The sequence below is a fragment of the Mycobacterium sp. ML4 genome, from assembly GCF_054515735.1.
In genome coordinates this window covers 1-13,336 of the sequence record NZ_JBTNSY010000003.1, presented here as the reverse complement: position 1 = coordinate 13,336, position 13,336 = coordinate 1, and the positions used below count along the sequence as shown (strand labels likewise).

General features: G+C 64.8%; 17 protein-coding genes and 1 pseudogene. 9 read left to right on the top strand and 9 right to left on the bottom strand.

Translation table 11 applies throughout. The annotated features are described in order from the left end of the window. Positions 1–4: 4 nt before the first annotated feature. From ACX9NE_RS03865 to ACX9NE_RS03850, 4 genes are all read right to left on the bottom strand, one after another. Positions 5–694, bottom strand: a complete 690-nt coding sequence (locus ACX9NE_RS03865; protein WP_459360382.1) for a M15 family metallopeptidase — start codon at positions 692–694, stop codon at positions 5–7. Beyond that, positions 691–1,548 carry a VOC family protein gene (locus ACX9NE_RS03860; protein WP_459360381.1) on the bottom strand — a complete coding sequence of 286 codons (858 nt, stop codon included), beginning with the start codon at positions 1,546–1,548 and terminating at the stop codon, positions 691–693. Before ACX9NE_RS03860 ends, ACX9NE_RS03865 begins: the two co-directional genes overlap by 4 nt. Before the next feature lie 99 nt (positions 1,549–1,647). Then, on the bottom strand, positions 1,648–2,019 hold the full coding sequence (locus tag ACX9NE_RS03855) for a DUF4345 domain-containing protein (protein WP_459360380.1): 372 nt from the start codon (positions 2,017–2,019) through the stop codon (positions 1,648–1,650). Positions 2,020–2,052: 33 nt separating this feature from the next. Beyond that, a complete protein-coding gene (locus tag ACX9NE_RS03850) occupies positions 2,053–3,120 on the bottom strand; it encodes a DUF2855 family protein (RefSeq protein WP_459360379.1) in 1,068 nt (355 codons plus the stop codon). Between the two features lie 79 nt (positions 3,121–3,199). Here ACX9NE_RS03850 and ACX9NE_RS03845 point away from each other — a divergent pair, with 79 nt between their 5' ends. The 4 genes from ACX9NE_RS03845 (at position 3,200) to ACX9NE_RS03830 (ending at position 7,166) form a co-directional block, all read left to right on the top strand. Then, on the top strand, positions 3,200–3,646 hold the full coding sequence (locus ACX9NE_RS03845; RefSeq protein ID WP_459360378.1) for an SRPBCC family protein: 447 nt from the start codon (positions 3,200–3,202) through the stop codon (positions 3,644–3,646). Then, positions 3,630–4,181, top strand: coding sequence for a TetR/AcrR family transcriptional regulator (locus tag ACX9NE_RS03840; protein WP_459360377.1), 552 nt, complete (start codon positions 3,630–3,632; stop codon positions 4,179–4,181). The genes ACX9NE_RS03845 and ACX9NE_RS03840 overlap by 17 nt, the downstream gene beginning before the upstream one ends. A 214-nt stretch (positions 4,182–4,395) precedes the next feature. Continuing rightward, complete coding sequence (locus tag ACX9NE_RS03835) at positions 4,396–4,983, top strand: hypothetical protein (protein ID WP_459360376.1); 588 nt, start codon at positions 4,396–4,398, stop codon at positions 4,981–4,983. A gap of 50 nt (positions 4,984–5,033) precedes the next feature. Then, a complete protein-coding gene (locus ACX9NE_RS03830) occupies positions 5,034–7,166 on the top strand; it encodes a hypothetical protein (RefSeq protein WP_459360375.1) in 2,133 nt (710 codons plus the stop codon). A gap of 1 nt (position 7,167) precedes the next feature. Here the strand turns inward: ACX9NE_RS03830 and ACX9NE_RS03825 are convergent, their stop codons facing one another. Together ACX9NE_RS03825 and ACX9NE_RS03820 are read right to left on the bottom strand one after the other, a co-directional pair. After that, on the bottom strand, positions 7,168–8,013 hold the full coding sequence (locus ACX9NE_RS03825; protein ID WP_459360374.1) for a mycofactocin-coupled SDR family oxidoreductase: 846 nt from the start codon (positions 8,011–8,013) through the stop codon (positions 7,168–7,170). 236 nt (positions 8,014–8,249) lie between these two features. Next, positions 8,250–8,543, bottom strand: a pseudogene (locus tag ACX9NE_RS03820) (TetR/AcrR family transcriptional regulator); the annotation flags it as partial. 104 nt (positions 8,544–8,647) lie between these two features. Between ACX9NE_RS03820 and ACX9NE_RS03815 the strand changes: the two are divergent. The 5 genes from ACX9NE_RS03815 to ACX9NE_RS03795 all read left to right on the top strand — a co-directional run bounded on the left by ACX9NE_RS03815 (position 8,648) and on the right by ACX9NE_RS03795 (position 11,715). Continuing rightward, complete coding sequence (locus ACX9NE_RS03815; RefSeq protein ID WP_459360373.1) at positions 8,648–9,142, top strand: LppP/LprE family lipoprotein; 495 nt, start codon at positions 8,648–8,650, stop codon at positions 9,140–9,142. Between the two features lie 3 nt (positions 9,143–9,145). Continuing rightward, positions 9,146–9,709 (top strand): VOC family protein, encoded by a 564-nt coding sequence (locus ACX9NE_RS03810; RefSeq protein WP_459360372.1) that lies wholly within the window; start codon positions 9,146–9,148, stop codon positions 9,707–9,709. A gap of 94 nt (positions 9,710–9,803) precedes the next feature. Beyond that, a complete protein-coding gene (locus ACX9NE_RS03805; RefSeq protein WP_459360371.1) occupies positions 9,804–10,706 on the top strand; it encodes a lytic transglycosylase domain-containing protein in 903 nt (300 codons plus the stop codon). Continuing rightward, the gene (locus ACX9NE_RS03800) at positions 10,703–11,092 is read left to right on the top strand and encodes a VOC family protein (protein ID WP_459360370.1); all 390 of its coding nucleotides are present in this window, start codon (positions 10,703–10,705) and stop codon (positions 11,090–11,092) included. Before ACX9NE_RS03805 ends, ACX9NE_RS03800 begins: the two co-directional genes overlap by 4 nt. Before the next feature lie 290 nt (positions 11,093–11,382). Then, the gene (locus ACX9NE_RS03795) at positions 11,383–11,715 is read left to right on the top strand and encodes an oxygenase MpaB family protein (RefSeq protein ID WP_459360369.1); all 333 of its coding nucleotides are present in this window, start codon (positions 11,383–11,385) and stop codon (positions 11,713–11,715) included. Positions 11,716–11,762: 47 nt separating this feature from the next. Here the strand turns inward: ACX9NE_RS03795 and ACX9NE_RS03790 are convergent, their stop codons facing one another. The 3 genes from ACX9NE_RS03790 to ACX9NE_RS03780 form a co-directional block, all read right to left on the bottom strand. Next, the gene (locus tag ACX9NE_RS03790) at positions 11,763–12,131 is read right to left on the bottom strand and encodes a DUF4189 domain-containing protein (RefSeq protein ID WP_459370692.1); all 369 of its coding nucleotides are present in this window, start codon (positions 12,129–12,131) and stop codon (positions 11,763–11,765) included. Positions 12,132–12,305: 174 nt separating this feature from the next. Next, positions 12,306–12,539 carry a hypothetical protein gene (locus ACX9NE_RS03785; RefSeq protein WP_459360367.1) on the bottom strand — a complete coding sequence of 78 codons (234 nt, stop codon included), beginning with the start codon at positions 12,537–12,539 and terminating at the stop codon, positions 12,306–12,308. Between the two features lie 576 nt (positions 12,540–13,115). Continuing rightward, positions 13,116–13,336 (bottom strand): DUF5134 domain-containing protein (locus tag ACX9NE_RS03780; RefSeq protein ID WP_459370693.1); only part of this gene is annotated, 221 nt, incomplete at its 5' end.

The window sequence follows — 13,336 nt, the reverse complement described above, 5'->3', positions numbered from 1 at the left end:
TCGTTCACGGCCGCTCGAAGTGCTGGTAGTCGATGGGCGTGGTCCAGTACCCACCCCAGCGCCACCCGCGATCGGTGAAAGTCCGCACAGCCGGGTCGCCATCGTGCAGGACCCCGGGGTCGGTGCGGTCGCGGTCCAAATATGGTGTCGCGTTGTGTGGTTCAAAGGTGCCGTCGGCATAAAGGCAGGGGTTGAGACGCGGGTTGAGGTCGATCGCCCGACCGTATGCGTGTTGAGCCCAGCTGCCGGTGCCCGGGATGGGTCGGCAGTTGAACGCCGAGGTGTTGTCGTCTTGCATCGACAGTTCGTCGTCGGCCCCCGGGTAATGGTCGACGGTCTGCATCCGCTCGACGGGATAGCCCAATCGGTAGAGCCGCTCGAAGATTTCGATGACGTCGGGCACCAGGTCTTGATGCACGATCAGCTCACCGCGATGTTGCTGCCCGTCAAAACCGATGTGGACGATGTGGACTCTTCGCAGCTGCGCGGGTTCGACAGGGCACCCCGGATGCCAGCTCGCCCCGAGATCGGCGGCGGTGACCGGCTCGGCGACCGCGGTAGCCCGTGGCGCGCCGTCCGACGGTGACGGGGCGAAAGGTGTCGGCGTGGCTGCCCGAGGTGGCGCGGCGGGGGAGCACTGCACCAGCACGGGAAGCAGTGCGACCAGGGCGACCGCACCGAGCCAAGATTTCACTGCTGCTCGATCAACAACGTCGGTACCCCGCAGGTGCCGTCCTTCACGCTGAGCACGCGGGTGCCAGGCTTGCGCCCGGGACGAACCTCGGAGACGTCGAGCCCGGCTGCTGACAAGCGCGCCCGCGCGGCGTCGGCGTCGCGAACGCGCCAGGAAAGACCCCACAGCTGATCGGTGTGCGCCGGTAACGGCGCGTCACTCAGTGGCTGGGCGATCTCGACGGTGACGGCGCCGACCCGGAAGAAGACGAGCCGCATGCCCCAGTCCGCGAAACTGCGGTCCAGCGCCAGTCGCAGGCCGAGCCCGTCGCGGTACAGGGCGATCGCCGCGTCTGCGTCGGAGGACTGCACCACCGCGTGGTCGATTCCGGTGACGACGGCGTCCTGCGCTCCGACCGGCACGGACTCGGGTAGCCGACCCGGGGATTCGTGCTCGATCGCGATGATCAGCACACCGCGGGTGTGTGTTCGCGGTAGTAGCACACTGCGCCACTGCCGAACCCGCCCGGTCTCGGTATCGCGGCCGGTGCCGGCCGAGACAGGCGGTGGTTCAAGGCCTTTCGCCGCAAGTTGCGCGTGTGCGCTCTCGACATCGGAGGTCGCGAACGCGACCCCGATCGGCCCGTCGCCGTGCCGATCCAACTGCCTCGCGACCGTGCGGCCCTGCGGCCCGTCGCCGCGCGGGGTGATCAGCTTGAGGTAGGTGTTGTCCAGCCGGAACAGGGTGTTGGCGGTGCCCCCGCCCGGGTGTTCGCCGTGCCATGACGGGTTCCGCGACAGCAGTGTGGCGTAGCGGCGCGTAGCGTCGCTGAGGTCGCGCACGGCGACGATGACGTGGTCGAGCGCGTCGAACACCAACCCAGCATGCCTGATCGCCACCGACGGAATTGATCGGCGTCGGCTCGAACGCATCAAAAGGCTGATTCCGGAGCCGCCTCACGTCGGTGAATCCAGTCAACCCCGGGCGGTCAGCAGCAACGCGCCGGCGACGACCGATTCCACGATGAAGTAGAACCAGTTGGGATAGAACGGGGTGGTGCCCTCGGCGACGGCTGAGACGACGCGACCCAACGCCATGCCGGCCAGAGCCAATGCAACGGTGATCACGATTCCGATTCGCGTCGGGCCCGCTTCGATAGCGGCAAAAGCCAGCACGCCCGCGATCGCCAGACCGAATCCGCCGTACACAGCCCGCACCTCGGCGCGCGACTCACGCTCTGGCAGGGTGATGCCGAACACCCCGATCATCCTTGCCGGAGCGGCTAACGCGTAGACGCCCATGCCGAGGAAGAAGACCGCGGCGATCGCGATGACGACTACCGCCAAAGGAACCTCCCGACAGTTGTTGGGGACCCCGGATTACAGATCGACGATGGTGCCGGCCGCGGGATCGACCTTGCCGTCGAGCAACTCGAGATAGGCTCGCTGGATCTCGTCCTGGCCCGAGATCCGTTGCACCTGAAGCCACTTCGATGCCCATTCGGCGAACGGCGCCCATGACTCGGCGACCCTGTGATCCAGTTGCGCGGTGCCCCAGTCGGCGCCACGCTTCTTGATGCGATCGGGGGCGAAGAAGAAGACGGGCTTCGGGCCGGCGAGATCGAGGCCGCCGGGCGCCATGCGGGTCCAGTGCGTCATGCCCACCGCGGCGCTGTGGGCAAGGTGGTCGCCGTAGCGGGTGTGGACGTCCGTGCGGACCGCGCTGTCGCCGGAGATGTCGATGTAGACGGCGCGGTCGCCGGGTAACCGAGAAATGTCGTCGTACACGTGAACCGCATCGTAAATGTTCAGTCCCTCGACAAACTCGCGGTTGCCGGCCGACGTCAGCCCGACCACGTCGACACCGTCGCGCTTGGCGAGCAGATAGGCCGCGATGATGGCCGTCTTCGATGAGGCACTGGAAATCACGATGGTGTCCGCCCCGAAGAATCCTTCGTCGGCGACGAAGTCGTCGATGAGGAACGAAGTGAAGAACAGCGGAAAGAACAGGACGTGCTCTGCTTCGCGGTCGGCCGAGTACACCGGATCGGTGGTGACGTCGCGGTAGCCCTGATAGGCCGAGGGCAGCGGCAACCGGTGCGGTGCTGCGTCGATGAATCCCTTGTCGTTGATCCGGTCGGGCACGACGAGCAGGTGGCTGGCACACGGCAGGTAGCCGTAGACGCGCAGACCCGGCGCGAGAACGGGGTGGCGCGACTCCTCGACGTGCGCATATCCCCAGACATTCAGCTTTCCCCAATCCGGGTCCGACGCCGGAAAGAAATCCCAGTACCGCATTGCGTCGCCGAACACGGCGTAAGTGATGTTGTTCGACGTCAGGCCGAAGGACTCCACGCGCAGCAACGCCTCACCCGGTGCCGGTGCGGGCGCGTCGTGCGAGACGAACCGGGTCTGGTGCAGGTCGGTGCGGAGCAACTCGAAGTCCATGCGCCGAAGCCTATGGGCGCGACCGGACGACTCCAAGAACCGGTTCACCGATGCCGTCGATGGGTGTACCATCTGGTACATGATTATTGAGAGTGGCGTCGAGATCGACGCACCGGCATCCCTGGTTTGGGAGGTGTTCAGCGACGTCGAGCGCTGGCCGGAATGGACAGCTTCGGTCACTCGTCTGGTCGCGCTGGACGGGCCGGGCCTGGAGGTCGGTAAACGATTCGAGATCAAGCAGCCGAAGTTGCCGAAGCTTGTCTGGAAGGTCACCGCCGTGCAGCCCGGGGTCTCGTGGACGTGGCTGCAGAGTTCTCCTGGCGGGTCGACCTCGGCACTTCATTCGCTGACCCCGATCGCCGGCGATCGCACGCGGGTGCGCCAGGAACTCGACCAGCGCGGACCGATCGGCGCGCTCGTCGGGCGGCTCATGCTGGGCACTACGCGTCGCTACTTGGAGATGGAGGCCCGGGGCCTGAAAGGTCGCAGCGAGCAACTGCGGCACTCGCTTGGCCCGCACTCCTGACGTCCGGCGACGCCGGCAGCTACTCGATGCCCTGATCGGGGAATTCGCGGGCGGCGGAATCGGAAACCGTTCGCTGCGCGACGTGGCTGAGTCGGTCGGCACCAGCCACCGCATGCTGCTGCACCACTTCTCGTCCCGGGACGAACTCCTGCTGGAAATCGTGCAGGAGGTCGAACGCCGGCAGAGGGCCCTCCTGCCCGAGCTACCGAGCGAGCCCGCGGACAGTTTCACCGCGATGTGGGACGTCCTCCGCCGCCCCGAGCTACGACCCTTCGAACGCCTCTTCTTCGAGTGTTACTCCCGCGGCGCGCAGGGCGAGGAGCCTTTCGTGCGCATGGTGCCGAACGCGGTCAACAGCTGGTTGGCCGAGGCGGCGAGGGTGGCCGGCTCCGCGGGCGACCCGGCGCTGATACGCCTGGGCCTGGCAGTGACCCGCGGGCTGCTCCTGGACCTGGTGGGTACCGACGATGACGCGGGTGTCGCCTCAGCGGCGCAGCTTTTTGCGGATCTGCTGCGGCAACCGGGATTCAACTAGCCGGCATCGCGTTGGTCTTGCCGTGAGAGACCGGTCCGGGGTAGGGGCGGGATCAGCTGCGCCGCCAGCTCGACGCCTATCTGGTTCGGGATTGACGAGATTCGTCATCAGGCCGGTCGCTATGACGCCGGCGGACACGTTCATCAATCGCTTTGCGGCCGAGTTGTTGCCGCGTCAGAATTGATCGTCACCCATCGCGGCCGAGGAGTCAGCCATGTACGTACGACGGCGTTGCATACAGGTTTGGCGGGGTACGTGGTGCGTCGCGGTCGCTGCCGCGGCGCTGTCGACGATCGCCGCGACCGGCTCGATCACCCGCCCGCCGGCGGTGGTGCTGACCGTGGGCGGCGCGATCGACCTGGGTCAAGGCATCTCGGTGACCCCGGCGCCGGGGTGGACGGTGGGAAAAGAGGGTCCCGGATGGGTTACGCTACACAACGCATTTTCCACAGCCGAGATGGAGATCAAGACCAAGATCGCCGGCGGGACGGATCCCGTCGCTGTGCTGCAGGCAGACATCGGCCACTTGAACGGCCTGTCGACGACCGGCCTGACCAACGTCAGAGATCTGGGCGTGCCGACCGCGAAACCGGTGCAAAGCAGTCACTTTCAGCAGTCAGCGGAAGTTCAGTACAGCGCTGACGGCACATCGCGGATGGGGCTCATTCCTGTCGAGGGCTGGTTTGCGGAGCTGCTGAACACCTCGAGTCACAAGTCGGCCTTCGTCGTGTTTGCGCAGAACAGCGATGCGCCCGCGAGTGCGGACGGCGATGCCGGCGTCATGCTCGACTCGATGTTGTGAGGGTCTGCTCCCAGGTCTGAGTCCCCAGCTTTTTGGGTACAGCATCCGACATGGACCGCCCCGACACGATCATCGAAATTCATCGTGAACGCGTCCAGGACCAGACGGTCGAGATGTTCAGCGGCGACAGGCGGACCGAGTCCGTGGACGGCACCGGGTACTCCGCAACCGCCACCCTGGATCTCACCCTGGATCGGGTCTGGTTCATCGTCGACTCCCACCAACGAGCGTGGCAGGAACAGGCCGGCGGCGAACAGCGGGACCCGCTGAGGCATTTCGCGATCGACCTGGTGATCTTCGATTCCAAGATCGTGATCGACTCGGTGACCTGCATCCCTCTGGTGGAACTGCCCCCGGCGACGGTCACCATCCCGGACGGGCCGCGTGCGGGTGAGTCCAAAGAGATCCCCTACAACGAGATCGCGCTGTTCGGCCGCTTGACGATTCATGATCAGCTGGAGCCACACCAGGTAGAGCCCGGCAAACAGACGATCGCATTGAACTTCACCGCACAGGACGCCCCGGTGCTCATTGCCGACCAGCTGAGCGACGAGTACGGGCCGCGGCTGTTCGGTCCACATGTCGAACGCGGTGCCGACGGCGCCACCGCGTTCACCGGACAAGACCCGCGGATCAGCTGGGAACTCGACTACGCCGACGCGTACTGGATCACCCACAGCATCGCGGGCCAATTGCTGGTGAAGATGGAAATGCTGCGGCAACCCGGCCTCTCTGACGAGGACGCCGCCACCAGGGTTCTCGACTCGCTGGCCGGCCAGATCGCCGATGCGATCCGCCCGCAGCTCGCCGAGATGGGGGACAACGGGATTCAGGCGCTGCTGCCCTCGCCGCTGGACGTTGATCCAGGCTCGCGGGACGACAGCACGGTCAAGGCCCTCGACGCCGTGGTGCACCGCTTCGACATCGGCGACGCCACCCACGAATCCATGGTGGTTCAGCTGCAGACGCTGCGCGAGTTGCCCGCCGGTGAGCAGCTCCCACCGTCGATACTGGCCGAAAACCCATGTGAGAAAACGGGATTGGCCGTCACTGGATGGGGGATTCTGCGTCAGGTGCGCGACACAGTGATGAACAGCTTCGAACTCGACGAAAGCGACTTCGATCCCGATGTGCCGTGTCTGTTGCGAGGGCCCAAGACCGTCAGCATCGGTGGCGAAGAGCGCAGCCTCGACACCCTCGACGCCGACATTCTGCCGCGTACCGGAGACGGCCGGTTGGTGGTCGACGGCACCGTGAGCGCCGAGAACAAGCTCTACGACTTCAGGGCCAGCTTCAAGGTTACCTACGAAATGGGTCTCGACGAGATACCGCGCGACCCGACGGTGGAGGAGACCCGGCGGGCGAACCTCAAGACGATCGAAAGTCTGGAGCGGCAACTGAGTGCCGCTGGCGAGAAGAAGCGCGCCGGTGAGCTCACCGGCGAAGAATACGAGGTGGAAGTCAAGCGGGTCAGTGACCTCTTCGACGAGTTGCCGCGAACCGTCGGAGTGAGACCGGTACAGAATCCCCCGCAGCCGCAGGTGAATCCGGATTTCAGCCTCACGACCGCGGGCAAGATTGCCACCGCTGCGGGAGCGGCCGCCGTCGCCGGATTGATCGCGCTACCGGTAACCGCCGCGGCCGGCGCTGCGGGCGTCGGGGTGGCCGGCGCGGGCGGGCTGCTGACTCTGGCGATCGCTCAATACCTCACGACCGTGCTGACGATCGACTGGTTCGGCACCGGAATCGGGTCCCGACAGGTCAAGAAGTCGCTGAACGACCAGCCGGAGGGCACAGCCCTGCCCCCAATCGGCATCCCGGTCGACGTCAACCTCAACCGGCAGCGCCTCGCGGTGTACTTCCGCCCGCTGCCGGGGAAGCTGTGGGTGAGTTGTCTGCAGACCCGGGACGCCGAAGGCGATGCGCGCCAGGATATCCGGGTGGTCGGCGGGCAATGGCCGACCGATGGACGGCCGTGGAAGCTGTCCAACGACGACGCCCTGCGGTACGTCGGCTCGCAGGAGCTGGAGCTCCTGGTGGCACCGGACAGCCCCGGGGCCAACGAACTTCCCGTCTGTGTTGCAACCGCGGCGGACGGGCAACCGTATCTCTGTGTCGAGACAGACCCCGACGGGCTGCACCGGCTTCCGCGGTGCTCGCCGGACGGCGCGACAGGAGACTGAGTCAGAACTTCGCGACGGCGCCGGCGTCCACGGGCAGTGCCGCGCCGGTGATGTACTGCGACTCGTCGGAGGCGAGGAAAAGCACGGCGTGGCTGACTGCGCGTGCCTCGATCAGCGGCCTGGGCAACATATGGAACTGTCCGATGATCTCTGCGGCGTCGTGCACGGTGGGGTTCGGCAGGTCCGGTCGCAGTGTCCGGACGAACCAGTCGTTGTCGATCATCGGTGTCAGCACATTGCCCGGATGGATCGAGTTCACCCTGATCCATTGCGGTGCAAGCTCATTGGCCAGCGAGTTCATCAATCCGACGACGGCGTGTTTAGCGCAGGCGTAGTGGGCCATGTAGCCACCGCCGCGAATGCCCAACATCGAGCTGACCAAGATGATCGAGCCGCCGCCGTTGGTCATGTGCGGCAGCGCCACTTTGACGGTGTGCCACACGCCGGTCAGGTTGATGCCCATCATCGTCTGCCACGCGGATTCTTCGATCATCGCCGCAGGGGCGGGAATCCCACTGATGCCGGCGTTCGCCACGACGATGTCGAGTGGGCCCAGCGCGTCAACTCCCCGCGCGACCGCGGCACGCAGAGTTTCTACATCACGAACGTCGGATTTCGCCGTGACGATGCGGCGGCCTGACTTCTCGACGAGATCGGCGGTGTCGGCGAGGTCACCTTCGGTGGCTCCGGGATAGGCGACTCCGTCGATGTCTTCGCAGACGTCCACCGCGATGATGTCGGCTCCCTCCTCGGCCAGTCGGATCGCGTGTTCACGACCCTGGCCACGGGCTGCGCCGGTGATCAATGCGACCTTGCCGGCGACCCTGCCGACCCCGTTGTCTGCCATAGCGACAAATCCTGCCATGGCGCTTCGCAAGCGTTCGCGGCCTCGTCGATCCCGCTCGCTACCGCAGCGAACGGGCCGTCGAGGCATCGCGCCAGATTTCAGCCCGGATAGGCGGAGAAATGGACGAGACCTGGGTGCGTCCTCGATGCGTTGTGTATCTGCGCGGACGCCTTGGACGGCCGCCCTAGTTTCCTTTCCGCGCCCGCTTGCGCGGACACCGCGCGGTGAAGCGCGCTTCAGCTGTGTCGGTGCAGGAATCCGTGCAGACTGGCCTGCACCAGTTCATCGACGATCGCATCACGCGAGGGTTGCTCGTCGCCGAAAAACGCCGTACGCAGCGCCACCATGCCGACGATCATCGCCACCGTGGAGGGCGCCGGCAGTTCCGGCCGGCAAGAGCGCAGTCCGGCTTCTGCGACCCCGTCCTCGCTGCAAGCCTCCGCCGCGGCCAGGGCCAGCAGCAAGCCTCGATGTACGACGATCACGTCGTAGAGTTGCCAGCCGGCGTGCCCAACCAGCCCGCGCGATAACCGCGGCGTAGGTCACTTCTTCGACACAATGTCATAGCGGTCCTACCAGCTGGGAGGAAAACAGCGCGACGATTGACTGCAGCCGACGAGGAGGCAGTGTTTCGATGCGAGCAGTTGTCCTGAGCGCGCTCATCGCCGCGCTCTGCGCGTTTAATCCGCTGGCATCGCCCGCTCGCGCCGACCCGACGCCGACGTGCGGGGTGAACCTGAATGCCCCGCAGATCGAAACCGCGCTTGCCTCGTTGCCCGCCTTACCGCAGGCCTCAGCGTGGGATCACAACGTCAAGAGCTTCGATCCGAGCAGCAACTACAACCCGTGCGCAACGTTGTCGACTGTCATCGTCACTGTGGTCGGAGCCACCGGCAGCTCGCCCGATATGGCGTTGCTCTTCCACAAGGGCAGCTACGTCGGTGTGGCGACGTTGAAGGCGTATGCCTTCACCAGCGTCAATGCGGCAAAAACGACCGATGACACCGTCGCGTTGGACTACAAGGACGGCCGGGAAGTGTGTACGGCGTGCCCGGGACCGACCACCACGGTGCGGTATCAGTGGCAGAACGACCATGTCGCGATGTTGGACCCGGCGCCTGCCTGGTAAGCCGTGAAACTCGAAAAGCGGCTCGCCCATATCGTGCTGCAGACCGGCCGGCTACCGGAACTGCGCGACTGGTACCTCGAAGTGCTGGACGCCCATGTGGTGTTCGAGAACGAATTCCTGTCGTTCATGACGTTCGACGACGAACACCATCGTCTGGCGATTGTGCAATTATCCAGTCCGGTTCCGCGCACCGCGGCGACGGTAGGGATGGCGCACTCGGCTTACACCTACCCTGACCTGTTGAGTCTGCTCACCAAATATGAGGCCTTGACGAGGTCGGGTGTCCACCCTCATGTACCGGTGCAACATGGCGTGACGACGTCGATCTATTACCGCGATCCCGACGGCAACATGGTCGAACTGCAGATCGACAACTTCGCCACGCCGGAAGAATCGACCGACTACATGCGCGGCGAAGAATACAGCTCCGACCCGGCCGGCCCGTCGTTCGACCCGGACCTCATGCTTGCCGCACTTCGCGCCGGAAGTCCGCCATCCGAGCTCACCAGCCGTGCCTGGGCCAGAACCTGCCCCCAACTCGATGTCCCCGCGTTGTTGCTGCCTTAGCTTGGTCAATCGGGACTCAGCGGACAAGATGTAGTGCGGAATACCCGCACGAGCCGACGACGTCGGGTCGCATGTCTGCGTTGAGGTCGAAACTATGGATGTTCGTCATGGGGGCGGTTCACCGCCCACTTGGCTGCTGCGCTGCAGCGCAGTGATTTTCGCCGTCCTGGCCACGCTGGTGCTGAATTCGCCTGGCCAATCGGCCGCGGCCCCGCTCCCGGCGCAGCCGGCGCTGGCTGCCGAACCGGCGCTGCTGGCCCGTGACCTGGTTGCCGACGAGCAGGCGCTACGCGACCCGTCATCCTCGGATGCGGTGTTGCAGGCGGCCGCGCTCCGTCAGCAGGCGGCCTACCGGGCCATCGGGCGACACCCCGAATGGGAGCCCACCATCCGGCCGATCATTCCGGCAGCGCTGGTCGGGATCTACGACCTCAACGTCGATGCGCGCCACCACCTGATGGCGCTGAACGCCGGTGAGGCCAAACCCACGCTGCCCGCGTGGCACATCGACGCGCCGGTGCCGCTCGGCGAACTCGTCAGCGACTACCAGGCCGCGGCGGCGGCCACCGGCGTCGACTGGAACTACCTGGCCGCGATCAACATGGTCGAAACCGACTTCGGCCGCATCAACGGGGTGAGCACCGCCGGCGCACAAGGGCCCATGCAGTTCCTGCCCTCGACCTTCGCCGCCTACGCCGAGGGCGGGGACATCCACTCCCCGCGCGACAGCATCATGGCGGCCGGCCGGATGCTCGCCGCCAACGGTTTTGCCGGCAATCGTGACGGTGCCGTCTACAGCTACAACCATTCCAGTCACTACGTCGCAGCGGTCCGGGATTACGCCGACGCGATCGCCGCCGATCCGGCCGTCCTGCCCGGCTACCACCGCTGGGACGTCTACTACCTGACCACATCAGGTGACGTGCTGCTGCCCGTCGGCTACTCGGCCTCCGAACGGATTCCCGTCGGCGACTACCTGGCCGGTCATCCCCAGTGAGAATCAATCTGACCAGCATCCTCGTCGACGACCAGGACAAGGCGCTGCGGTTTTACACCGAGGTTCTCGGCTTCAGGCCGAAGGCCGACATCCCGATGGGTGAGGCCCGTTGGATCACGGTGGTATCACCCGAAGACCCGGACGGGACCGAACTGGTTCTCGAACCCGATGGGCACCCGGCGGTCAAGCCATTCAAGGAGGCGCTGGTTGCCGACGGCATTCCCTTCATGTCTTTCGCCGTCGATGACGCCCGGGCCGAATTCGAGCGGCTGACCGGTCTTGGCGTGCGCTTCACCCAGGAACCGGTTGCCATGGGGCCGGTGATCACCGCGGTGCTCGACGACACCTGCGGAAACCTGATCCAGATCGCGCAGCTGACCGGCTGAGCCGCGCGGCTCAGGTCGTGCACACGTCGGCGAACAGCAGGACCGGCGAATGTGATCATGAAATTGCCGTGGCCTGAGGTGGGCTACAGGTCGTGGAATCCGTAATCGACTCCGGCAACCTGCAAAAGCGCCCGTGGAAGCGGGCGCCTACCACGTGTCACTATCTGGCGATCGCGGTCGTCGGGTCGCAGGAGGACCGCGACGCCGTTTCGCGAAGCCGTTGACTGTGCCCGTCGACAGGTGAGATCGACGCCGGAGAGCCCGGTTCGCTACAACGCCTTAGATCCAATATGCAGATGTGGGTGGCGGACTGCCTGTTCGTCGGACTGGAAGACACCTATCAACTGTTGCGCGGCCCGATCACCGAGGAACAACGCGCACAGTTCTACCGTTTCGGCCGCGCCACTGGGCACCACCTTGCAAGTGTGCGACGATCAGTGACCCGGGACCGAAAAGCGTTCGACGCGTATCGGATTGAGATTGCCAACCGGTGTGGAACGCCGATGTGGCGGCGGATTTTTCCCCGCGATCTCATCGACCTGCGGATCGTCGGTCCGGTGACGTCGCGGCGCTCGGGGCGACGATGGCGCTGTAGCCCGCATCGCTGGAGATCGCGGAAGTGATTAATTCGTTTGTGTCAGAACGATTTTACGATATCGATGCGCCGAGCTCAGTTGCAGACCGACCTGAGGACAGTCCCGCCACCCAGCCTGTTCAAGGCGTCGGCTTCTGCCGCTGCACGTGTGAAGCCTGTTCCGCCTTGGTAACTCCCGCCGTCAGACGCGACCGCGCCGCATAGGTTGAAGCTGATGATTACTCGGCAGTCCTTCTCGCCACATTTCTGCAGAGCGACTTGTTCTGCCTGCGCCTTGACTGGATAGCCCTGCGCTGCACCCCACGCCCCGCTGGATGCGTAAGCAATTGCTCCATAGCGCATCACATGCGGGACAGGCATTTCCGGCTTCATGCCCATCTCCGCCAGGGCAGCGTCGTCGAGGTTGGCGGTTACCTGCGGAACTAGCGGAATCGCCACGATCATCAATCCTGCTGTAGCTGCCAGGCTGCCGACGGCGAACGCGATTCGGTGCTTTCGCTTATCCCTCATTTTCTGACTTCCTTTCTTCAATTACTAGGATGTGGAAGACTGTGTCGGACGTGCCCAAGCACGATGGCGATATAAATTGATGTGTTGATTGCCAATGGTTATGGGCTGCTAGGGGTGTGGCGTTGGCTGTGGTCCGGGCATTGTCGTTTGCCGGGGCTCTCTGGACGCTCCCGGGCCCATCATTCCGGGTCCCATGCCTCCGCCGGAGCCCATCCGGCAGGTGCTCTCACCCCCGCCGGAGACGTGCTTGCCGTCGTAAGGGCCATGCGTGACCCGCCCCAGGAAGAAACCCGAGAAGAAGATGACAGCGACGATGAAGACCACGCCCGCGGCGATCGCCACAATCGTCCAGAGTCGATCAACCCGACTGGACTCAGGTGGATCCGAGTGGCTGAATCCTCCGGTTGCATTGGGTGGTTCGACGGAATCTGGTGTTTGCGTCATAAGGTGAAGTATGACACCCTATACCCTTAGGGGGTAGGGGCAAAAGTCCCGAGAATTGGGCGCAGCGGAAGGGCTCGGGCCCAAGATTCTTGCGTCGGGACCGACCCGGAACATTCGGTCAGCGTGCGCAGCACCGCAGTCTCGGCCCGAAGAAGCGATCAGCAGTATGAGCGCACGTGGCTCACTCTTCGGCGGTCGCGCAATTCGATATCGGTTTCATCTCTTGCTCTTCGGCCGTACGCCGTTGCACGTTGCATCGCCTCGATCCGATCATCGCGCACGGAGAGCACTCGGTCACCGATGCAGCACAGGTCCTCGCCACGCAAACGATGCACGTGCCACACAAGAGCCGCGGTGCCGCAACATTGCTCACGTCCCTCTCCCGGAGCACCGGGACACGTGGGGCACGCGTCGGGCCGAACCGAACCGCATACAGGAGCAGCCCGCATGGCAGCTGTCGGGTCGTCTCTGATCTCAGATTACGAAGAGTATGGCGCTGAACAAGATTGCCATGCCGGCGGCAATCATCGCCTGGGCGAGATTCCCCAGTGGCTGAAAGCGCTTTGTGGCGTGCTGCTGCTCTACGAGGTATCTGGATGCCCAGAAAGCTGCTGCGGTCGCGAAGATGATGGCGCCGATCCAGTTCACTGTGGTGAACCATGTGGGCGCTGCGCGGCTTGCCGGTTCGTTCATTG